22 protein-coding genes and 1 pseudogene are annotated in these 20,181 nt (G+C 29.8%); 20 read left to right on the top strand and 3 right to left on the bottom strand.

The genetic code is table 11. The annotated features are described in order from the left end of the window. Positions 1-12 precede the first annotated feature (12 nt). Complete coding sequence (locus KQI86_RS01165; protein WP_216437326.1) at positions 13-1,278, top strand: cytosine deaminase; 1,266 nt, start codon at positions 13-15, stop codon at positions 1,276-1,278. 142 nt (positions 1,279-1,420) lie between these two features. Here KQI86_RS01165 and KQI86_RS01160 read toward each other — a convergent pair whose 3' ends face one another. Then, entirely contained in the window at positions 1,421-1,948 is a 528-nt protein-coding gene (locus tag KQI86_RS01160) for a YhcN/YlaJ family sporulation lipoprotein (protein ID WP_216437325.1), read from the bottom strand. Positions 1,949-2,072: 124 nt separating this feature from the next. Here KQI86_RS01160 and spoIIM point away from each other — a divergent pair, with 124 nt between their 5' ends. From spoIIM to scpB, 12 genes and pseudogenes are all read left to right on the top strand, one after another. Beyond that, complete coding sequence (gene spoIIM, locus KQI86_RS01155) at positions 2,073-2,702, top strand: stage II sporulation protein M (protein ID WP_216437324.1); 630 nt, start codon at positions 2,073-2,075, stop codon at positions 2,700-2,702. A gap of 16 nt (positions 2,703-2,718) precedes the next feature. Beyond that, positions 2,719-2,952 (top strand): endonuclease III, encoded by a 234-nt coding sequence (locus KQI86_RS01150; RefSeq protein ID WP_216437323.1) that lies wholly within the window; start codon positions 2,719-2,721, stop codon positions 2,950-2,952. 68 nt (positions 2,953-3,020) lie between these two features. Beyond that, positions 3,021-3,899 (top strand): site-specific tyrosine recombinase XerD, encoded by an 879-nt coding sequence (gene xerD / locus KQI86_RS01145; RefSeq protein ID WP_216437322.1) that lies wholly within the window; start codon positions 3,021-3,023, stop codon positions 3,897-3,899. A 33-nt stretch (positions 3,900-3,932) separates the two neighbouring features. Then, positions 3,933-4,748, top strand: coding sequence for a purine-nucleoside phosphorylase (locus tag KQI86_RS01140; RefSeq protein WP_216437321.1), 816 nt, complete (start codon positions 3,933-3,935; stop codon positions 4,746-4,748). A 16-nt stretch (positions 4,749-4,764) separates the two neighbouring features. After that, the gene (locus tag KQI86_RS01135) at positions 4,765-5,583 is read left to right on the top strand and encodes a purine-nucleoside phosphorylase (RefSeq protein ID WP_216437320.1); all 819 of its coding nucleotides are present in this window, start codon (positions 4,765-4,767) and stop codon (positions 5,581-5,583) included. A gap of 16 nt (positions 5,584-5,599) precedes the next feature. Beyond that, entirely contained in the window at positions 5,600-6,904 is a 1,305-nt protein-coding gene (locus KQI86_RS01130; protein ID WP_216437319.1) for a pyrimidine-nucleoside phosphorylase, read from the top strand. A gap of 170 nt (positions 6,905-7,074) precedes the next feature. Further along, positions 7,075-7,419, top strand: a complete 345-nt coding sequence (locus KQI86_RS01125; protein ID WP_216437318.1) for a cupin domain-containing protein — start codon at positions 7,075-7,077, stop codon at positions 7,417-7,419. Between the two features lie 118 nt (positions 7,420-7,537). Further along, positions 7,538-8,722 carry a D-alanyl-D-alanine carboxypeptidase family protein gene (locus KQI86_RS01120; protein WP_216437317.1) on the top strand — a complete coding sequence of 395 codons (1,185 nt, stop codon included), beginning with the start codon at positions 7,538-7,540 and terminating at the stop codon, positions 8,720-8,722. Positions 8,723-8,846: 124 nt separating this feature from the next. Further along, positions 8,847-9,053 (top strand): annotated as a pseudogene (locus KQI86_RS20570) (nucleotidyltransferase family protein); the annotation flags it as partial. A 120-nt stretch (positions 9,054-9,173) separates the two neighbouring features. Next, the gene (locus tag KQI86_RS20055; protein WP_246582613.1) at positions 9,174-9,731 is read left to right on the top strand and encodes a hypothetical protein; all 558 of its coding nucleotides are present in this window, start codon (positions 9,174-9,176) and stop codon (positions 9,729-9,731) included. Continuing rightward, on the top strand, positions 9,700-10,449 hold the full coding sequence (locus KQI86_RS01110; protein ID WP_216437316.1) for a segregation/condensation protein A: 750 nt from the start codon (positions 9,700-9,702) through the stop codon (positions 10,447-10,449). Before KQI86_RS20055 ends, KQI86_RS01110 begins: the two co-directional genes overlap by 32 nt. Then, a complete protein-coding gene (scpB, locus tag KQI86_RS01105; RefSeq protein ID WP_216437315.1) occupies positions 10,442-11,017 on the top strand; it encodes an SMC-Scp complex subunit ScpB in 576 nt (191 codons plus the stop codon). Before KQI86_RS01110 ends, scpB begins: the two co-directional genes overlap by 8 nt. A 20-nt stretch (positions 11,018-11,037) precedes the next feature. Here the strand turns inward: scpB and ytfJ are convergent, their stop codons facing one another. Both ytfJ and KQI86_RS01095 read right to left on the bottom strand, forming a co-directional pair. Beyond that, entirely contained in the window at positions 11,038-11,448 is a 411-nt protein-coding gene (gene ytfJ / locus KQI86_RS01100; protein ID WP_216437314.1) for a GerW family sporulation protein, read from the bottom strand. Continuing rightward, a complete protein-coding gene (locus KQI86_RS01095; protein ID WP_216437313.1) occupies positions 11,441-11,986 on the bottom strand; it encodes a DUF2953 domain-containing protein in 546 nt (181 codons plus the stop codon). Before KQI86_RS01095 ends, ytfJ begins: the two co-directional genes overlap by 8 nt. A gap of 96 nt (positions 11,987-12,082) precedes the next feature. On the opposite strand from KQI86_RS01095, the gene KQI86_RS01090 reads away from it, so the two are divergent. From KQI86_RS01090 to rpsA, 7 genes are all read left to right on the top strand, one after another. Then, the gene (locus KQI86_RS01090; RefSeq protein WP_425514343.1) at positions 12,083-13,246 is read left to right on the top strand and encodes a D-alanyl-D-alanine carboxypeptidase family protein; all 1,164 of its coding nucleotides are present in this window, start codon (positions 12,083-12,085) and stop codon (positions 13,244-13,246) included. A 268-nt stretch (positions 13,247-13,514) separates the two neighbouring features. Further along, entirely contained in the window at positions 13,515-14,651 is a 1,137-nt protein-coding gene (locus KQI86_RS01085; RefSeq protein WP_216437312.1) for an iron-containing alcohol dehydrogenase, read from the top strand. A 15-nt stretch (positions 14,652-14,666) separates the two neighbouring features. Continuing rightward, positions 14,667-16,265, top strand: a complete 1,599-nt coding sequence (locus KQI86_RS01080; RefSeq protein ID WP_216437311.1) for an ATP-binding protein — start codon at positions 14,667-14,669, stop codon at positions 16,263-16,265. Continuing rightward, a complete protein-coding gene (locus tag KQI86_RS01075) occupies positions 16,237-16,935 on the top strand; it encodes a response regulator (RefSeq protein ID WP_216437310.1) in 699 nt (232 codons plus the stop codon). Before KQI86_RS01080 ends, KQI86_RS01075 begins: the two co-directional genes overlap by 29 nt. A gap of 105 nt (positions 16,936-17,040) precedes the next feature. Next, positions 17,041-18,480, top strand: a complete 1,440-nt coding sequence (locus KQI86_RS01070; protein ID WP_216437309.1) for a flavocytochrome c — start codon at positions 17,041-17,043, stop codon at positions 18,478-18,480. Positions 18,481-18,511: 31 nt separating this feature from the next. Continuing rightward, positions 18,512-18,862, top strand: a complete 351-nt coding sequence (locus tag KQI86_RS01065) for an FMN-binding protein (RefSeq protein WP_216437308.1) — start codon at positions 18,512-18,514, stop codon at positions 18,860-18,862. Positions 18,863-18,968: 106 nt separating this feature from the next. Then, on the top strand, positions 18,969-20,120 hold the full coding sequence (gene rpsA, locus KQI86_RS01060) for a 30S ribosomal protein S1 (RefSeq protein WP_216437307.1): 1,152 nt from the start codon (positions 18,969-18,971) through the stop codon (positions 20,118-20,120). Positions 20,121-20,181: the final 61 nt, after the last annotated feature.

Here is a 20,181-nt window from a genome sequence, read left to right as displayed (position 1 = left end):
GTAGAGGTAAATATGTTAGTTAAAAATGTAAGACTTAGAAATAAAGAAGGATTGTATAATATATTAATAAAAGAAGATAAGATTAAATCCATTTCTCAAAATATAATAGATGAAAAGGAAGAGGGAGAGATAGTTGATGGAAAGGGAGGTCTTGCCCTTCCACCTTTTATAGAACCACACGTGCATTTGGATGCTACATTAACTGCAGGACAACCACGTTGGAACATAAGTGGAACTCTTTTCGAAGGAATCCAATGTTGGGCTGAAAGAAAAGAACTTTTAACTGAAGAGGATGTAAAAAATAGAGCTAAAAAGGCTCTGAAATGGCAAATTTCAAATGGAATACAATTTGTTAGAACTCATGTAGATGTTACTGATCCAAAACTCACTGCATTAAAAGCAATGCTGGAAGTAAAAGAGGAGATGAAAGAATGGGTTGACCTTCAGATTGTAGCATTTCCGCAAGAAGGTATATTATCATATTCAAATGGAATAGAACTGTTAGAAGAATCTATAAAAATGGGTGCAGATGTTATAGGGGCCATACCACATTTTGAATTTACAAGGGAGTATGGAGTGCAGTCCATTGACGAAATATTTAAGTTAGCTATGAAGTACGGAAAATTGATTGATGTTCATTGTGATGAAATTGATGATGAACAATCAAGGTTTATTGAAGTACTAGCAACTAGGGCATATGAATATGGTATAGGTAAAAAAGTTACAGCTAGTCACACTACTGCAATGCATTCCTATAACAATGCTTATACCTATAAACTATTTAGATTACTTAAGATGTCAAACATAAATTTTGTAGCTAATCCACTAGTAAATACCCATCTTCAAGGAAGATTTGATACCTATCCAAAAAGAAGAGGAATTACTAGAGTGAAAGAATTTTTAGAGAATGGAATCAATGTATGCTTCGGCCATGATGATATAATGGATCCTTGGTATCCATTAGGAAATGGCAATATGCTTCAAGTTTTATTTTTAGGACTTCATGTATGTCAACTTATGGGATATGATCAAATTAAAAATTCAATAGATTTAATTACTACAAATAGCGCAAAAACTTTAAATATTGAAGACAAGTATGGAATAGAAGAAGGAAAAGAAGCTAATTTAATTATTTTTCCACAAGAGGATGAGTTTAATGCCATAAGACTTCAAGAACCAGTATTGTACTCAATAAGAAGAGGTAAGATAATTTCTGCTAACTCAAAAATTAATAGAAAGATATATACTTCAAAAGAAGAATATATAGATTTTAAATAATCAATAAACATAAAGACAATTCATCACTTAGTATGGATTATTCAGAAGATTTGTAGAAAACCATTACTAGAAAAACTTCAAGGTTTATTGTCAAATAGGGAAAGAAAACTAAAAAGTTTTCTTTCCCTATTTAATATTGCCACTATTGAGGAAGAATTCTTCTAAAAATTTCCTCTATTTCAGTACCAAATTCAGAGAAAGGTCTACCTTCACCTATTCCTTTTCCTATGTTTTGAATTCTTTGAACAACATCCACATCTGCTGAAACTGCAACGGTTTGAATTTTAGGATCAGTGCTCTTAACCTTCTTTTCAACTTCTGTTTTTAGTTCATTAGTAAGATTACCTTCTGCATTTTCATCCAAATTAACTCCAACTAAAGCTCTTTCATTAGAGATAAGGACATTAGCGCTGTTTATACCTTTTATAGTTGTCAATTCCTTTGCAATTTTGTCAGCTCTTTGAGTTAATTCAGCTGTATTTTGTTCATTTTGCATTGTAGTATTATCTGTATTAGGTAAAACTTGATTTTCTGCTGCATTTTGTTGTTGATTGGTGTTTGGCTGTTGAGTACCGTTTTGATCACCTGTAGTACCACAAGCCATCATACCTGAAGTCAAAACTGTTGTTAATAATAAAGCGAATATTTTTTTGCTTTTAATCTTATTCATTAAAATCACCTCATAAGTATTATTTACAAATAGGATAATTTTTATTTAACAAAAAAATATTTAATCATATACTAATAGAATTAATCATAATTATAAAAAGATGGATAACAAAGGGGGAAAAAATATGGTAACCAGAAAAATTACTGATGGAATTAATAATCATATAAGCAAGAACTATATACTTTATATAATAAGTTTAGCTTGCATTTTTTTGGGAATTTTATCTGGAATGTACAGTGTTAAGCATATGGGAGATGTTTATAAAAGTGAACTTACGAATTATTTAAGTAGTTTTACTGATTTTTTAATAAATAAAAATGTAGACTATAAGAGAGTATTATTTCAAACAATTAGTAACAATATACCGTTTATGATATGTATATGGTTTTTTGGTATGACCATAATTGGAGTACCATTAATATTATTAATGAATATAGTTAAAGGATATACTTTGGGATTTACCATTAGCTTTATAGTAAATAGTATAGGTAGCAAAGGAATTGCTGTATCTTTGTTAGGAATTCTACCACAAAATCTATTCTACTTACCATGTATAGTGATTGCCTCAGCAATTTCTATGGAATTCTCACTTCATTTTCTAAGGGAAAGAACCAATAGACGATATAGAGATACTCTTGCTAGTAGAATAGTATCATATTCCTTATGTTACATAGTTGTAATTTTTGTTATGGTTATAGGATTTTTCTTTGAAGCTTATGTTACTCCAAATATATTGAAATTTTTTATAGTATAAAACTAGGAGGTAATATATGAATAAAGATAGTTATTATACTACAGAGTTTTTAATACTTTTATTAAAATCCTTTACAATACTCTTATTCTTTGGAGATTTTTTACCAAAAGTATTAGATAATATATTTTATAATTATTTTAGTAAGAATATAGTATATGATAATAGCATCTTAGTTAATAATATAATAATTAAAAACAGAATGATTATATATAATTATTTGGTTATCTTTGACGGATTTTTAAAAATGTGAAGGTATTTTTTATTTTTTGTTGAATAGTTTAATTTATAGAATAATTGTTACAAATAGGAGAAATGCTTATGGATAAATTAATAGATAAATATAATAAAAATCTTTTGAGTAAGAATTTGAGCAAAAATACATTAGATGCCTATATAAGAGATGTAAAAAGATTCCAAGATTTTATTGATAAGAGAAATGAAGAATTATCATCAGTAGATGAAATTACAGTAATGGCTTATGTGCAACACCTGAAAAAAAATAAGAGAGCTAATTCTTCTATTGTAAGAAATATAGTATCCGTAAGAAATTTTTATAAATTTTTAAAAAGAGAAGGTATAGTTGACGAAAACCCAATAATTAATTATGAAATTCCTAAGATTACAAGGAATATCCCTAAAATATTGACAATAGAAGAAGTGGACAAGTTATTAAGTGCACCGGATGTTAGCACTGAAAAAGGTTTAAGGGATAAGGCTATGTTAGAGGTTATGTATGCAACTGGCGTAAAGGTCAGTGAACTTTTAAACATAACTATATTTGATATTAATTTAAAGTTAAGTTATATTAAGTGCAAAGGAAGCAAGAATAAAGAAAGGGTAATTCCCATAGGTTCTTATGCTGTTAATTGTTTAAATGATTATTTAAATATAAGATCTTCATTAAATTCAAATAATTTAGATTACTTGTTTTTAAACTTACAAAGTAGTAAAATGACAAGACAGGGATTTTGGAAGATAGTAAAAGGATATGCAAAGTTATCCGGAATAAAAAAAGAAATAAATTCCTATACTCTAAGACATTCCTTTGCAGTTCACTTATTACAAAATGGAGCTGATATAAAATCCGTACAAGAACTTTTGGGTCATAGTGACATGACAACTACTCAGATATATTCAACAATATCTAAAAAAAGTAAAATTGCAGAGGTATATAAAAATACCCACCCAAGAGCATAATAAATATCAACGAGCAAGAAGGAGGATAAAAACATGAACTTAGAAAAGATAATGGAAAGTGTGGAATTTGTAAAAAATAAAGTTAAATATATACCGGAAATTGGTATCATATTGGGGTCAGGATTAGGAGATTTAGCAGAAGAAATAGAAGAAAAAATTTGTGTAAAATATGAAGACATACCGCATATGCCTAAGTCAACAGTAGCAGGTCATGCAGGACAGTTTGTTTTTGGAAAACTTGAAGGTAAAGATGTTGTAATGATGCAAGGTAGAATACATTTCTATGAAGGTCATCCAATGGAAGTATTAGCTTTACCAATTCATATCATGAAATATATGGGTATTGAAAAGTTGATCGTAACAAATGCAGCAGGAGGAGTGAATAAGGAGTTTAATCCTGGAGATTTAATGATAATTACAGATCATATAAATTTTGCTTTTACTAATCCTCTTATAGGAAAAAATGACGAAAAAATTGGACCGAGATTTCCTGATGTAAGCAATGCATATGACAAAGATTTAGTAGAGTTAGCTGAAAGCATTGGAAATAAACTAAATGTAAATCTTAAAAAAGGTGTATATGTTATGATGACAGGCCCTACTTACGAAACACCTGCTGAGGTTAATATGGTAAGAATTTTAGGTGGAGATGCAGTAGGAATGTCTACTGTACCAGATGTGCTTGTGGCTAAACATTGTGGACTTAAAGTATTAGGAATATCTTGTATAACAAATATGGCAGCAGGAATTTTAGATCAACCACTTTGTCATTCAGAAGTTATTGAAACTTCAAATAAAGTAAAAAGTACCTTTACATCGCTAGTAAGAGAAATTATAAAGAATATATAGTGAAAGGAAGGTAGTCATGAATTTATTAGACAAGATAAATAAAGCAAAAGAATATATAAGATCAATTGAGGATTCTTCAATTGATATTGGTATTATTTTAGGCACCGGACTTGGAAGCTTAGCTGAAGAAATTGAGAATAAAAAAACTATAAAATATGAAGATGTACCTGGTTTCCCAATATCTACAGTAGTTGGTCATGCTGGAGAACTTATAATTGGTGACTTAATGGGAAAAAAAGTATTGGCTTTGAATGGAAGATTTCACTATTATGAAGGTTATTGCATGGAAGATGTGACATTTCCAGTGAGGCTGATGAATGCCCTAGATATAAAGAATATTATAGTATCCAATGCAGCGGGAGGAATGAATCCTAACTTTGAGCCAGGGGATTTAATGATCATAACAGATCATATTAATCTTATAGGAGATAATCCTCTTATAGGAAGAAACTATGAAGAATTAGGAGCAAGATTTCCTGATATGTCAAATGCATACTGTAAAGAGTATGTAAACTTAGCTAAAAAGTGTGCGGGAGATTTAAATATAAAAGTCCAACAAGGGATTTACATAGCGATATCAGGACCCAACTATGAAACACCATCGGAGCTTAGAATGCTAAGACTTTTAGGCGGAGATGCTGTAGGAATGTCAACAATTCCGGAAGTTATAGTTGCAAACCATATGGGAATGAAGGTTTTAGGCATATCCTGTATTACAGATATGGCTCTAGCAGATAATTTAGAACCATTGGACCACTTAAAAGTTGTAGAAACAGCGAATAAGGCTAAGATTAAATTTGTTACTTTAGTAAAAGAGACTATAAAGAAGATATAACTAAGAGGTGATTAATATGAGGATGTATGACCTTATTTTAAAGAAAAGAAATGGCGAAGAGCTCACAAGTGAAGAAATTAATTACTTTATAGAAAACTACACTAATAGTAATATACCGGATTATCAAGCTTCTGCTCTGCTCATGGCTATTTATTTTCAAAAAATGAATAAGAGAGAGACAGCTGATCTAACTATGGCCATGGCTCACTCAGGGGATGTATTAGATTTATCAGCCATAGATGGAATTAAAGTGGATAAGCATAGTACAGGCGGCGTAGGTGATACTACTACTTTAATTTTAGGCCCTATGGTAGCAGCGTTAGGTATTCCTGTAGCTAAGATGTCTGGTAGGGGTCTTGGACATACTGGTGGAACCATAGATAAACTAGAAGCTTTTAAGGGTTTTTCTGTAGAAATGTCAGAGGAAGACTTTATAGAGAATGTAAACAAAATAAAGCTAGTAGTAGGGGGGCAAACAGGAAATTTAGCACCTGCTGATAAAAAGATTTATGCATTAAGAGATGTAACAGCTACCGTTGATAATATAAGTTTAATAGCTTCAAGTATAATGAGCAAGAAAATAGCTTCAGGAGCAGACTGTATAGTGTTAGATGTTAAAGTAGGAGAAGGGGCTTTTATGAAAAATAAAGAGTCCGCTTTTGAATTAGCAGAGGAAATGGTGGCTATAGGAAAGAGTGTAGGAAGAAATACTGTAGCTGTAATTTCAGATATGGATCAACCACTAGGCCTTGCAATAGGAAATGCCCTTGAGGTAAAAGAAGCAATAGATACTTTAAAGGGAGAGGGACCGGAGGATTTATATGAACTTTGTCTAACTTTAGGCTCTCATATGGTAGTATTGGCAGGTAAGGCTAAGGACGATAAAGAAGCTAGAGATATGTTAATAGAGACTGTAAAGAGCGGCAGAGCTCTAGAAAAACTTAAAGAATTTGTAAAGGCTCAAGGTGGCGATGAAAGCAGTATAGATGATACTGAAAAATTATCTAAAGCTGAGTTCATTATTCCTGTTAAAGCAGATAAAGATGGATTTATAAGAAAAATACATGCTGAAAAAATTGGAATAATTGCAGCTGAATTAGGAGCAGGCAGGGCTACTAAGGAAGATATAATTGATTTATCTGTTGGCATAGTTTTAGCTAAAAAAAGGGGAGAACAAGTTAATAAGGGTGACGTATTAGCATATGTTCATGCTAATGATAAAGAAAAAGGCGAAAAAGTTGTAGGCGGCATATTGAATAATTATGAAATAGCTTCTGAATTTTCCAACGATATCCCTCTTGTGTATGGAATTGTAAGGTAGTTTCAAATAAAAATCAGTAGTACTGTTAGTATTACTGATTTTTTATTTAAAGTATTAAGTAAATTATTATGGGGAATTATATAAATAAATTAATTCTGTATCATAAGTTACCGAATTGTGGATTTTAATATATTATACTTTAATTATAGAAAATATTGGAGGGTGATTTTATGAATAATAATTTAATTAAAAATATAGAGTTTTCTACAGTGCTAAATATGGAGAGCTTAGTTGAATATGGAGAGGGCAAGGTAATAAGCAGAACTTTATCTCAAGGGAAAGCTTCTAGTGTTACTTTATTTGCCTTTGATAAAGATGAAGAAATAAGTTCTCATTCTTCCTCTGGTGATGCTATGGTACATATTTTAGATGGAGAAGCTCAGATAACTGTTGGAGATGAAATCTTCAATGTAAAAAAGGGAGAAGTTATTGTAATGCCTTCAGGAGTACCTCATGCTCTTTTAGCAACTGAAAAATTTAAAATGCTTCTAATTGTAATATTTAAACAGGATTAATATAGGAATATTTTTACCGCTGGCTATTAAATAGCTAAGCGGTTTTTTATTGATCTATTTTTTACGGATAAAATTTAATACGCTGGGAAAAATATTTTTGAAAGGAGGAGAGATAATTATGAAGATAAAATTTAAAAAGATAATTAGCCTTTTGTCTTTATTTACATTTTTAACTGTTCAAGGTGCATATTTGCCATTAAAAGTAAAAGCTGAAGGTGAAGGAATAAATGTAGAAGCATCTTCTGCAATACTTATAGAGCCTACTTCTGGTAAAATAATATACGAAAAAAATCCTCATGAAAAATTAGCACCAGCATCTGTTACTAAAGTTATGACTATGCTCATTGCTATGGAGGCTATAGATTCAGGGAAGATAAAATTAACAGATAAGATAACAGTAAGTGAAGAGGCTAAGAATAAAGGTAAAAATGGCAATAGCAGTATGTTACTAGACACAGGAGAAATTAGAACAGTTGAAGAGATACTAAAAGGAATAGCAATAGCTTCTGGTAATGATGCTGCTACAGCTATGGCTGAGTACATAGCAGGTAGTGAAGAGGCCTTTGTAAAGATGATGAATGATAGAGCACAGGAACTAGGAATGAAAAATACCACATTTAAAAACCCTAGTGGGCTATCCGCTCCAGGACATGAGACTACAGCTCATGATATAGCTCTAATGTCAATGGAACTCATTAAACATCCTAAAGTATTAAAATATACAGGAACCTATATGGAGACAATTTCAGAGGGAAGAAAAAGTCCAATAGGATTAGTAAATCATAATAAACTAGTTAGATTTTTCAAAGGATGTGATGGCCTTAAAACTGGATTTACAAATGAAGCCAAATATTGTATATCTGCTACAGCAGTAAGAGATGGAGTAAGAATGCTTGCGGTTATAATGGGAGCTCCTACTTATAAAGTGAGAAACAGAGATGCTAGTATGCTAATGAATTATGGTTTCTCTAAATTTGAAAGTATAAAAGTATTAACTAAAGATGATAATGTAGAAAAAGTACAGTTAGGCAAGAATGAACAAAATTATTTTATAGCAAAGGCATCAGAGGATTTTAACCATATAGTAGAAAGAGGAAATAAGGACAAAATTACTAAAAAGTGTGTAGTAAATTTAGAGAAGAAGCATTATAATAAAGGAGAAGTAGTAGGGGTTTGTGAAATATATTCAAATGAAAAGTTGATTGGAAAAGTTAAAATATATTGTGATAGAGATATTAAAAAAGCAGGTTTCTTAGATAATTTAAAGTTTAATTTTAAAAACCTTTTTAATAATGCAATATAAGTATAAAATATATGATAGTCTACTATGGCTATCATATATTTTTTGAAAAGGAGTTTAAAGTGAAAGTAAAGTTAATCAACAAGTTAAATAATAAAGCCTATACTATTAATTCCAATATTTCAAAATAACAATTACATTACATTTTAAAAATGGAGAAAGTGTTGATATTATAAGATGTAGAAAGGAGAGCTATGTATTTTATGGTTCTCTTCCAATAGTTATACCAAGTAGTATTCATGAGGATCTCTACAGAAGAGACTTTACATTAAATGCTATTGCGTATAATTTATTAAATGACGAAATAATAGATAATCATTCTGGTATAAAAGATTTACTTAAAGAGGAATTAAAAAAAGTACATAAGGATAGTTACCTAGAAGATCCTACAAGAATATTAAGAGGGATTAGATATAGTGAAAGATATAACTTTACTCTAGTAGACGAAAATGAAATGATAGAATGTTTGCTACATCTAAATAAACTAGATATTTTTAAGATAAATTATAACTTATTAGGTAAGATAAATCCCATTGAGGATTCTTATAATATACATATAAAAATGCTAAATATTTTTTATGCCATGGATAAAAAAGAAGATAAAGAAATGTTTATAAAGAACTCTATATTGGATAAAGAATTAAAAACAGCAATGAGCAAATATTTATATGAAGAGGATATTGAATGTAGTCTACATCTTCACAAAAACAATTATAATATATATAATTTATTAGGGAAAACATCTTGCTATTACAGGATAATTTTAGCATGGAATAATAGATTACAATATAAAATAATAAACTTTGAAAAATATTTAAAAAATGTTCAATTATCCTTTAATGGAAACTATATAAGAAGCATAGGTGACATAAATGGAAAAGAAATTGGAGATATAATAGAATGGATTAAAAGAATTAAATTGTGTATTGGTATAAAAGAGGACAAAGATTACTTGAAAAAACATTTAGGAGAGATAAAAGATGACGTTAAATATAAAGATAGAAAATTTTGAAGGTCCTTTTGACTTACTGTTGCATTTGATAAAAGAAAATAAACTTAATATATATAACATAAGGGTTTCAGAAATCACAAATCAGTATATACAATATATAAATTCAATGAAGGAAATGGATTTAGAAATAACATCAGAATTTATATTGATGGCTGCTACCTTAATAAATATAAAGTCAAAGGAATTATTGCCTAAGGAATCAAATGATGAAACTGCCATGACATTAGAAGAAAAAGATCCAGAAAAAGATCTATTAGAAAAATTAATTCAATATAAAAAATTTAAAGCATCTGCTGCTTTTTTTAGAGATAAAATGGCCTTAGAAGAGATTATGTTTACTAAAAAGCCTGAAGTTATTGAAGAGGAAAAGTCCTCTGAGGAGGAAAATATTTTTAAAAATATAACTATGTTAGATTTATATAATTTATATAATGAGCTTATAAGAATATATGCAAATAAAATAAACATAGATCTTATACCAAAAGAAATACCTATAGATAAATATAAAATAGAAGATAAAATGCTTGTAATTAAGGATTTTATTATAAGAAATAAAAGAACCACCTTTAATCAAATAGCAAAAGAGTGCAGCTGTAAAATAGAGATTGTTGTGTCTTTCTTAGCACTATTGGAACTAATAAGACTTAAAACTGTAAAAGTAGTACAAGAAGGAAATTTTCTAGAAATAATCGTAGAAAGGAGCAGTGATGATGAATAAAGTAAATTTAAATCAAATGGATGTGGAAGGTAACTGTTATAAAAGCAGGTATATTTCTGTAATTGAGTCTCTGCTGTTTGCTAGTGGTGAGCCTTTAAAAATAAGAGAATTGAGTAATATATTAGATTGCAATATAAATTTTACAAAAGAGTTGATAAATAATATGAAGGAAAATTATGAGGCTTTAGATAGGGGAATAATGTTGCTAGAGTTAGATGATAGTATTCAGCTATGTACAAAAAAAGAAAATTCCTCATTTCTTCAAAAATTATTGAAAACCAATGTTAGACAATCTTTATCTCAGGCAGCACTAGAATCTTTGGCGATAATCGCCTATAGACAACCTATAACTAGAATAGATATTGATGAGATAAGAGGAGTAAAAAGTGATAGAGCTATACAAACTCTTGTAGAAAAAAAACTAATAAAAGAATGTGGAAGGCTAGATGTGCCAGGTAGACCTATACTTTATAGTACTACTGAAGAATTTTTGAAAAATTTTGGACTTCAAAGTTTAGAACAAATGCCTAATTTAGAGGATGTATTAAATATGTATGAAGAAGAATAAGGCTACTCAAAAGAGCAGCCTTATTCTTCTATATTTGAGGAGGAATTTTTTTCACATTTATTTTTACCAACATATTCTTGGAACATTTCCATTATCTGTGGAACGGTATCGATTATTCTATCATAAGAACTGTTAGCTTCAAGAGGAAGCAGTCTTGCAGTATTACTTTTTAGAACTAAAAAGGCTACCGGCTTTAAAGTAACCCCTGCCCCTGAACCCCCACCGAATGGATATTTATGGTTTTCTTTTGACAGACATTGATTAAATTCACTACCTCCAGAAGCAAAGCCGAAGGAAACTCTTGATATTGGTATTATAAAAGATCCATCTTTAGTTTCTACTGGATCTCCAACTATAGTATTAACATCTATCATGTTTTTTAAATTTTCCATAGTGCTTTTCATTAAGTTTTCTATTGGATGATTATCCATATACAATACCTCCTTTTATATCTTTTGTTTTTTTATTGTAATTTTTCCTAAATAATATGTATATATAGATAATTTTAACTATACTTACATAAATTATTCCTTTTAGTTCTAAATTTAAAAAGATTTTATTAAATTCAGGGGTTAAATTAAAATTTATATCTTTAGTTTTAAATATTGATGTAATTGAATGTTCTACAAAAGGATAAATAGAATGTATTAAACCAAATAATATTGCAGTTATTGCAGCATCATCCAAGCCGTATACTAAATTAGTTTGTAATTTTAAAGCGGGCTTTAATTTATTACTCTTTAAAGTAAGCAAAATTATTTTAATATCACTTGAGGTGATTTTTTTTTGTTCTTTTATTATTTTTAGCTCTTTTCTTTTTTCACCTAATTCTTTTGAATCCATTTTAATATTTTTGCCGAATACCTTTATTTTTAGAATATTTAAATCATAAAATAAATAAAATTTTATAGGAATTGGGATAATAGTAATAATGCATATAGATATAATAAACACCAATAGTTTAAACATGCTAACGCCTCCATTTAATCCCTTATAATTATAACCACAGGAGTAAAAACTATACAAAGGTTATGGAAGTATTTATATGAGTAATAAAATAACTATATGGAAATAATAAACAGAGGAAGAGGTGGTAAAATGGACAATAGATTTAAAAAAATTATTGTTTCTTTCAGTTTGATGTTCTTTTTTTTACTTTCAGTAAGTTGGAATAATGCATATGCTTATAATGCTGCAGATCAAAAAAATAAAGATTTTAAAAAGATAAATTCCTTGGCATATATAGCATTAGACTGTAATTCTAGAATTGTCTTAGCAGAAAAAAACTCAGAGATAATAATACCTATGGCAAGTACAACAAAAATTATTACTGCATTAATAGCTTTGGATTATGGAGATTTAGATAAAGAAGTTGAGATATCTTCCAGAGCAGCATCCATAAGAGGATCTATAGTAGGTTATAGAAAAGGTGAGAAAATTACAATTAGAGAGCTTACTTATGGATTGATGCTAAGATCAGGAAATGATGCTGCTATAGCAATTGCAGAGGGAATAAGTGGAACAGTAGAGGAATTTGTTAAGCTAATGAATGAATATGCATCTAAAATAGGATTAATAGATACTCACTTTCATTCACCTCATGGTTTAGACAATCCTGAGCATTATTCAACAGCTTACGACTTGGCTATATTAACTGCGGAAAGCAAAAGGCATCCTCTTTTTGATAAAATAGTTAGTGAAAAAGATGTAGATGGGAAGAATTATGGATTTACAAGAAGTTACCATAATATAAATAAGATACTTTGGCAAATCCCTGAAGCCAATGGTGTGAAAACAGGTTATACAGGAGGTGCGGGGAAATGTCTTGTAACCTCTGTAGAATGTAATGGTAGTGATGTAATAATCGTAGTATTAAATTCATCAGATAGGTGGAACGATACAGCTAAAATAAATAATTATGTTAAGGATAACTATGAATATAAAAAGTTTTATTCCAAGGGAGACAAAGTTGGTGTAGCACCACAAGAAAAAAGTAAAGTAAGCTTAGTATGTGACGATGATATTGTAATACCAATAAGAAAAGATAAGAGTTACTCAACAGTTATTAAAGCTCCTAAATATATAAAGCATAATATATATAAAGGTGATAATATAGGAAGTATTTATATATTTGAAGAGGATAAGCTAATTTATAAAGAACCACTAAAATCAGGAAATTATTATAAAGTTGGTTTAATTGATAAAATCATGATGAAAAATAAAAAATAAATCTTAAGCAGAGGTTTTGACTTCTGCTTTTTATTATTTTATTGTATATTTATATTGTGGAGTAAAATTGTATAGTTACCTGTAGCTTTATGGTAGGTTCTATGGTATTTATGGTAGTTCTTAGTGATATAATAAATATAACGATTACTATTTTAATACAAAAAACTCTATTAAAACAATAATTAAGAATAGTAAATATTTTATTTTTTATCATTTTAGAATTAATAAGGAATTAAAAAGTATATGAAATTATGGAGGTATATAAATTATGAAAAATCTTATTTTAGGTAGAGAAGAAATTATAATAGGTGATGGATCAATTAAGTACCTTAGTAGATTTAAGGATTTAAAAGTATTTATAGTAACAGGAGGCAGCTCCATGTTTAACAATGGAGCAATTTATGAGATTCAAAGCATATTAGAGGACGGTGGATGTAGTTATTATGTTCATAGCGGAATTAAAAGTGATCCTACTATGGAAGACGTATTAAGGGGATTAGAAAAAATGAAAGAATTTCATCCTGATGTATTAGTAGCGGTAGGTGGAGGATCACCTATGGATGCAGCAAAGGTAATGGCCTTATTATTTGAATATCCAGATATTGATTTAAAGCAAATATCATCTATAGAACTCCCTAAAAAGAGAGAGAAATTAAAAATGATATTTATTCCGTCTACATCTGGTACGGCAAGTGAAGTTACAAGGGCGGCTGTACTTACATTTAAAGAAAAGAATAGAAAAATTGGATTGAAAACCGATGCTTTTATTCCGGATGTGGCAATATTAGATGGAAATTTAACATTATCTATGCCAAAACATATAGTTGCTGAAACAGGAATGGATGCTTTAACTCATGCAGTAGAATGCTATATTAATAATGATTTAGATCCATTTACTGAAGTTATATCAAAGGGTGCAGTTGAAGGAATATTTAAAAATCTTACTGAATCATATAAGGTTGGAAGCAAAGAGAGTCGTGAAAATATGCATTATTATCAATGCATGGCTGGACTTGCTTTTGTTAATGTAGGATTAGGTATGGCACATGGAATATCCCATGCTATAGGAGCAGCATTTAACTTAAGTCATGGGCTAATAAATGCTATAGCATTACCTTATGTATTGAAATTCAATAGTAGAGATAAAATAGTTAATGATAAATTAAATAAACTTGCTCAAGCGATTATGAAAAAAGATTTTATAAAAGAAGTTGTGAATTTAAATAGAGAACTAAATATACCTAAATCTTTTAAAGAGGCAGGGATTATAGAAGAGGATTTCAATAGCAAATTACAAGTATTAATAAATAACTCAATGGAAGGATCCACTAAAGCAAATCCTATAAAGCCAACTAAGGAGGAGATGAACCAAATACTTAATAATATTTTTAATGGTCAATTATAAAATTTAGGAGGATACATGAAACTTCAAAGCAAAATAACCTTATATATAACAGCAATACTATTTATTGTAATGACATCAACAGGATACCTCTCTTTTAAAGAGATGAAAAATTTAATTAAGGAAGAAAGGTCAAAAGAGGTAATTAAACTTGCTCAAACCGTAGCCACAATAGATGTGATTAAGGACAATTTAGGCAAAAAAAATGGTGATGGCCCGATACAATATTATGTAGAGAGATTGAGATTGAAAACTAATGTGCAATTTATAGTAGTTTTTGATATGAACGGAGTGAGGTATTCTCATCCATATGAAGAGAATATAGGGAAAATCTTTGTAGGTGGAGATGAAGCACTTGTATTGTCGGCAGGAGAAAGTTATGTTTCAGAAGCCGAGGGAACCTTAGGACCTTCATTAAGAGGATTTGCACCCGTATATAAAGATGGTGTTCAAGTTGGAGCGGTTTCAGTAGGTATACTAATAGGAAATATAAATGAAGAAATCTATCAAAAACTATCAAAATTTATACCTTTTTTAATAATTGGATTAACCATTGGAACTCTTGGTGCATCATTACTAGCTTATAGTATTAAAAAAAGTATATTTGGTTTAGAGCCAGAGGAAATAGCTGTTTTATTAGGAGAAAAACAGGCAATATTAGAAAGTATAAAGGAAGGAATAATTGCTGTTGATACAAAAGGAAATATAACCAGTTATAATAATGTGGCATCGGAATTGTTATCTTTAAGCAGCGAGGATTTAGGGAAAAATATATTAAATTATATAAATGATCATTTTATATTAGAGGTGTTAGATAAGAAGATATCTTTAAAAAATGTTGAAAATAGAATAAATAACCATATAAATATTATATGCAATTATAATACACTTATGGATTATAATAAAGAATTTTTAGGGGTAGTTATTAATTTTAGAGATTTAACGGAAGTAAAAGAACTAGCAGAGGAATTAACAGGTATAAAAAAAATACTATGGTCCTTAAGAGCTCAAAATCATGAATTTATGAATAAGTTACATACAATTTCGGGATTAATACAGCTAGAAGAATACGATAAAGCGGTTGAATATATTTCGGATATTGGAGATAAAAGAAATGAAATTAGTGAAATATTAAATGAGGATATTAACAATTCACATTTACAGGGGTTGCTATTGTCAAAATATAATAAGGCAGAAGAGGAAAAAGTTCAGTTCATAATATCTGATAAATCAAAGCTGGATTTTTTGCCGGAAAAATTAGATTCTGATGACCTTGCATCAATTGTAGGAAACTTAATAGATAATGCCATAGAAGCGGTAAAAATAGATGGTAGCGGCGTGGTTAAGTTTAATATATATAATGATGATAAATTTTTGAATATCATGGTGGAAGACAATGGGTCAGGTATAGATGAGGGTATTAAAGAAAAAATATTTGATAGAGGCACTTCTACAAAAGAAGGACAAAGAGGATATGGAATGCATATAATTAAAAATATTCTTGATAGAGTAGAAGGAACAATAAATTATTATAATTGTGACGGGGCCGGCTTTATAGTTAAAATACCAATGAAGGGAAGCAGGGATAATGATAAAAGTAATGATAGTAGAAGATGATCCTATGGTTAGAGAAATAAATGCTAAATTTCTAAAGAAAATTGAGGGATTCACTCTAAGTAAAGCAGTTGGAAGTTTAGGAGAAGCATATGATTATATTAATAAAGATAAACCAGATTTAATATTATTAGATATTTATATTCCCAGAGAAAACGGAATGGACTTTCTAAAATATTTAAGAAAAAATGAAATATATTGTGATGTAATACTCATAACTGCAGACAAAAGTAAAAATTCTGTTAGAGAAGCTTTTATGTATGGAGCAGTAGATTATCTAATTAAACCTTTTACCTTCCAAAGATTTGAAGAGGCAATGAAAGGTTATAGGGAAAGATATGAAAAATTAAGAAGTACTGAATTAATAGAACAAAGTACTATTGATGAATTTATTAACAATGTTGTTCAAGAAGAAGAGGAAAAAGAATACAGTGGTTCTATAGAAGAGCTAGATAAAGGATTAAATAGATTTACCTATTCTAAAATATGGAGTTGTATAAATACAAGAGGAGATAAGTATTTTACTGCAGATGAAATTGCAGGAGATCTTGGTATGGCAAGGATTACCCTTAGAAGATATTTAGAATATATGTCAAAAGAAAATAAACTGAGCATAAAATTAGAATACGGAAAAGTAGGAAGACCTAAACATATGTACAAGATAAATTTGTAAATTTGAGAACAAAATGAACAAAAACATTAATATGTATAAAATATTGATATGTTATTAATTTAACAATATAATAATCATATCAAGAAACTAGAGAGGAGCATATTAATGAAATTTAAGAAATTAATGTCATTAGTAACAGCAGCATTGATTACTACTACAGTATTGGCGGGATGTGGTAATGGCAGCAAGCCTACAGGAGCTAAGTCTGAAAAAACAGACATAGTAATTATAGGTGCAGGTGGAGCTGGACTAGCTGCAGCTGTTGAAGCTAAAAATGAAGGGGCAAATGTAGTAGTTTTAGAAAAGATGCCAATAGTTGGAGGAAATACTCTTAGAGCTACTGGTGGTATAAATGCATCAGGAACTAAATTCCAAAAGGAAAATAACATAAATGATACAGTTGATAAGTTTTACAATGATACCATGAAGGGTGGATACGATAAAGGTGAGCCTGAGTTGGTTAAATTGCTTACTGATAAATCAGCTGAAGCAGTAGAATGGTTAGTAGATTTGGGAGCAGACTTAAGTGATGTAGGAAGATTAGGAGGAGCTAGTGAAAATAGAGCTCATAGACCTACAGGCGGTGGAGCAGTTGGATCTGAAATAGTTAAAACTTTAAAGAGTGCAGCTGAAGCAAAGAAAATAGATATAAGAACAATGAATAAAGCCACAGAGATTTTAAAAGATGATAAAGGCAATATAAAAGGAGTTAAAGCTTTAGATAAAGAAGGTAAGGAATATACAATAGATGCTAAAGCAGTTATAATAGCAACTGGTGGATTCGGTGGTAGCGAAGAAATGTTTGTTAAATACAATGAAAAATTAAAAGGATTTGGAACCACAAACCATCCAGGAGCCACTGGAGATGGAATTTTAATGGCTGAAAAATTAGGTGCTCAACTTACTCAAATGGAAGAAATTCAAACTCATCCAACAGTAGTGCCTAAAAATGGGTTTATGATAACAGAAGCTGTTAGAGGTAATGGAGCGATATTAGTAAACCGTGATGGGAAAAGATTTGTAAACGAAATTGGAACAAGAGATGTAGTATCTAATGCAATTTTAGATCAAAAAGAAAAAACAGCCTACTTGTTATTCGATGATAATGTAAGAAAAAGTTTAAAAGCTATAGAAAAATATATTGAAATGGAATTAGCAGTTGTTGGAGATTCACCAGAGGATTTAGCTAAAAAATTGAATATGGACTCAGCAGCATTGAAGAAGACTGTTTCAGACTATAATGGATATGTAAAGAGCAAGAAGGATGCTGAATTTGGAAGGCCAGATATGCCAAGAGAGTTTGGAAATGGAAAATACTATGCAATAGAAGTGGAACCAGCAGTACATCATACTATGGGCGGATTGAAAATAAATACAGATACAGAAGTATTAGATGAATCAGGGAAATCCATAAAAGGTTTATATGCAATAGGAGAAGCAGTAGGAGGAATACACGGCGGAAACAGACTAGGAGGAAATGCTTTAGCAGATCTAATAGTTTTTGGAAAAATCGCTGGAAAAAATGCTGCAACAATGGTAAAATAGTCTATGTATATATATATTAGGAGGTAACAAAATGAAAAAAAGATTTTTAGCTGGAGTTATGGTAGCAGCATTAGGATTAACATTAGTAGCTTGCGGTGGTGGAAGCAAAGCAGCTTTTAAAGATGGAGATTATAAAGCAACAACAAAGGGACATAATGGAGATTTAACTGTAAATGTACAAGTTACTGATGGTAAAATTGAAGACATTAAAGTTAATGATCATGAAGAAACTGAAGGAATATTCGATGGAGTTCAAGATAATTTAATACCTGAAATAATCAAAAAACAGTCAACAGAAGGTGTTGATACTATATCTGGAGCAACTGTATCAAGTAACGCAGTTATAGAAGCTGTTAATAAAGCTTTAGAAGAAGCAAAATAGACAAGCTAAGGAACCAAAAAATTGGTTCCTTTTTATTTTATAAAAATTTGGTATAATATACTTAATAACAATTGAGAAATTTTAAGATAAGATAGGAGAGATATGTATGGAAGAACAAAAGGATGTTTCAATGGAAGAATTCATGGATAGTATAGATAAATCTATGAAGAAAATTAGAAAGGGAGATCTTGTTAAAGGTACAATAATATCATTAAATGATGATGAAGTATTGGTAAACATAGGATATATGTCTGATGGAATAATACCTAAAGAGGAATTAAGTTTTGAAGGAGAGATAAATCCAAAGGAAGTCTTAAAAGTTGGCGAAGAAATTCTTGTGTACATATTAGAAATAAATGATGGGGAAGGAAATGTACTACTGTCAAAAAAGAGAGCAGATGTAGTAAGCAATTGGAATGAGCTAGAAAAAAGTTATAACAATAAAGATGTAGTTACTGTTAAGGTTAAAGAGAGTGTGAAAGGTGGAGCATTGACTTATATAAAAGGAATTAGAGCTTTTATACCTATATCACAACTTTCTATTGAATTTATAAAAGATACATCTACATTTATAGGAGAAGAATTAAAAGTTAGAATAATTGAATTTGATAGGGAAAAAGAAAGAGTTGTACTATCTGCCAAAGAAATTCAAATGGAAGAAAGAGAAAAAAACAAACAAAAACTTTGGAATACACTAAAGGATGGAGAAAGAAGAAAAGGGAAAGTAACAAAGCTAATGAGATATGGAGCCTTTGTTGACTTAGGTGGAGTTGAAGGATTAATACATTTAAATGATCTATCATGGAAAAGGGTAAATAAGCCAGAAGAAGTTGTATCTGTAGGTGATGAGGTAGAGGTATTTATAATTAGCTCTGATAAGAGTAAAAACAGGATATCTTTAGCGTTAAAAGATGTAAAAGATAATCCTTGGGAAAATATAGATTTTAATATAGGTGATGTTTTAGAAGGAAAAGTAGTTAGGATATTAGATTTTGGAGCTATTGTGGAGCTGACTAGTGGAATAGAAGGCTTAGTTCATGTGAGTGAGATATCCGATGAAAGGATATTTAAGCCTGAAGAAGTATTAAAGATTGGCGACAAAGCTAAGGTGAAGGTATTAGATATAGATAAAGAGGCGCAAAAGATGTCTCTAAGTATCAAGAGTGCAAGCAATCCATATGAAGAAGAATTAAAGCAGTATAATGATACTGAGGAAGGCTTTACTATTGGAGAGATGTTTAAGGATTTATTTAAATAAAATAATGAAATTATAAAATGATAAAATAATGATAAACATAAGTTAAGAGCTTTAAAAGTAG

Origin of the sequence: Clostridium mobile, from assembly GCF_018918285.1 — a bacterium.
Classification (GTDB): domain Bacteria; phylum Bacillota; class Clostridia; order Clostridiales; family Clostridiaceae; genus Clostridium_AW; species Clostridium_AW mobile.
This window is presented reverse-complemented; position numbering and strand designations above follow the sequence as displayed.

Coding starts and splice junctions, on each gene's coding strand:
- KQI86_RS01110 (WP_216437316.1), top strand. CDS start 9,700: ATGACGTTAAATATAAAGATAGAAAATTTTGAAGGTCCTTTTGACTTA.
- KQI86_RS01165 (WP_216437326.1), top strand. CDS start 13: ATGTTAGTTAAAAATGTAAGACTTAGAAATAAAGAAGGATTGTATAAT.
- KQI86_RS01130 (WP_216437319.1), top strand. CDS start 5,600: ATGAGGATGTATGACCTTATTTTAAAGAAAAGAAATGGCGAAGAGCTC.
- KQI86_RS01090 (WP_425514343.1), top strand. CDS start 12,083: ATGGAAATAATAAACAGAGGAAGAGGTGGTAAAATGGACAATAGATTT.
- KQI86_RS01075 (WP_216437310.1), top strand. CDS start 16,237: ATGATAAAAGTAATGATAGTAGAAGATGATCCTATGGTTAGAGAAATA.
- spoIIM (WP_216437324.1), top strand. CDS start 2,073: ATGGTAACCAGAAAAATTACTGATGGAATTAATAATCATATAAGCAAG.
- KQI86_RS20055 (WP_246582613.1), top strand. CDS start 9,174: ATGATAGAATGTTTGCTACATCTAAATAAACTAGATATTTTTAAGATA.
- KQI86_RS01160 (WP_216437325.1), bottom strand. CDS start 1,948: ATGAATAAGATTAAAAGCAAAAAAATATTCGCTTTATTATTAACAACA.
- KQI86_RS01070 (WP_216437309.1), top strand. CDS start 17,041: ATGAAATTTAAGAAATTAATGTCATTAGTAACAGCAGCATTGATTACT.
- KQI86_RS01140 (WP_216437321.1), top strand. CDS start 3,933: ATGAACTTAGAAAAGATAATGGAAAGTGTGGAATTTGTAAAAAATAAA.
- KQI86_RS01080 (WP_216437311.1), top strand. CDS start 14,667: ATGAAACTTCAAAGCAAAATAACCTTATATATAACAGCAATACTATTT.
- KQI86_RS01065 (WP_216437308.1), top strand. CDS start 18,512: ATGAAAAAAAGATTTTTAGCTGGAGTTATGGTAGCAGCATTAGGATTA.
- KQI86_RS01120 (WP_216437317.1), top strand. CDS start 7,538: ATGAAGATAAAATTTAAAAAGATAATTAGCCTTTTGTCTTTATTTACA.
- KQI86_RS01125 (WP_216437318.1), top strand. CDS start 7,075: ATGAATAATAATTTAATTAAAAATATAGAGTTTTCTACAGTGCTAAAT.
- KQI86_RS01135 (WP_216437320.1), top strand. CDS start 4,765: ATGAATTTATTAGACAAGATAAATAAAGCAAAAGAATATATAAGATCA.
- KQI86_RS01150 (WP_216437323.1), top strand. CDS start 2,719: ATGAATAAAGATAGTTATTATACTACAGAGTTTTTAATACTTTTATTA.
- rpsA (WP_216437307.1), top strand. CDS start 18,969: ATGGAAGAACAAAAGGATGTTTCAATGGAAGAATTCATGGATAGTATA.
- ytfJ (WP_216437314.1), bottom strand. CDS start 11,448: ATGGATAATCATCCAATAGAAAACTTAATGAAAAGCACTATGGAAAAT.
- KQI86_RS01095 (WP_216437313.1), bottom strand. CDS start 11,986: ATGTTTAAACTATTGGTGTTTATTATATCTATATGCATTATTACTATT.
- xerD (WP_216437322.1), top strand. CDS start 3,021: ATGGATAAATTAATAGATAAATATAATAAAAATCTTTTGAGTAAGAAT.
- scpB (WP_216437315.1), top strand. CDS start 10,442: ATGAATAAAGTAAATTTAAATCAAATGGATGTGGAAGGTAACTGTTAT.
- KQI86_RS01085 (WP_216437312.1), top strand. CDS start 13,515: ATGAAAAATCTTATTTTAGGTAGAGAAGAAATTATAATAGGTGATGGA.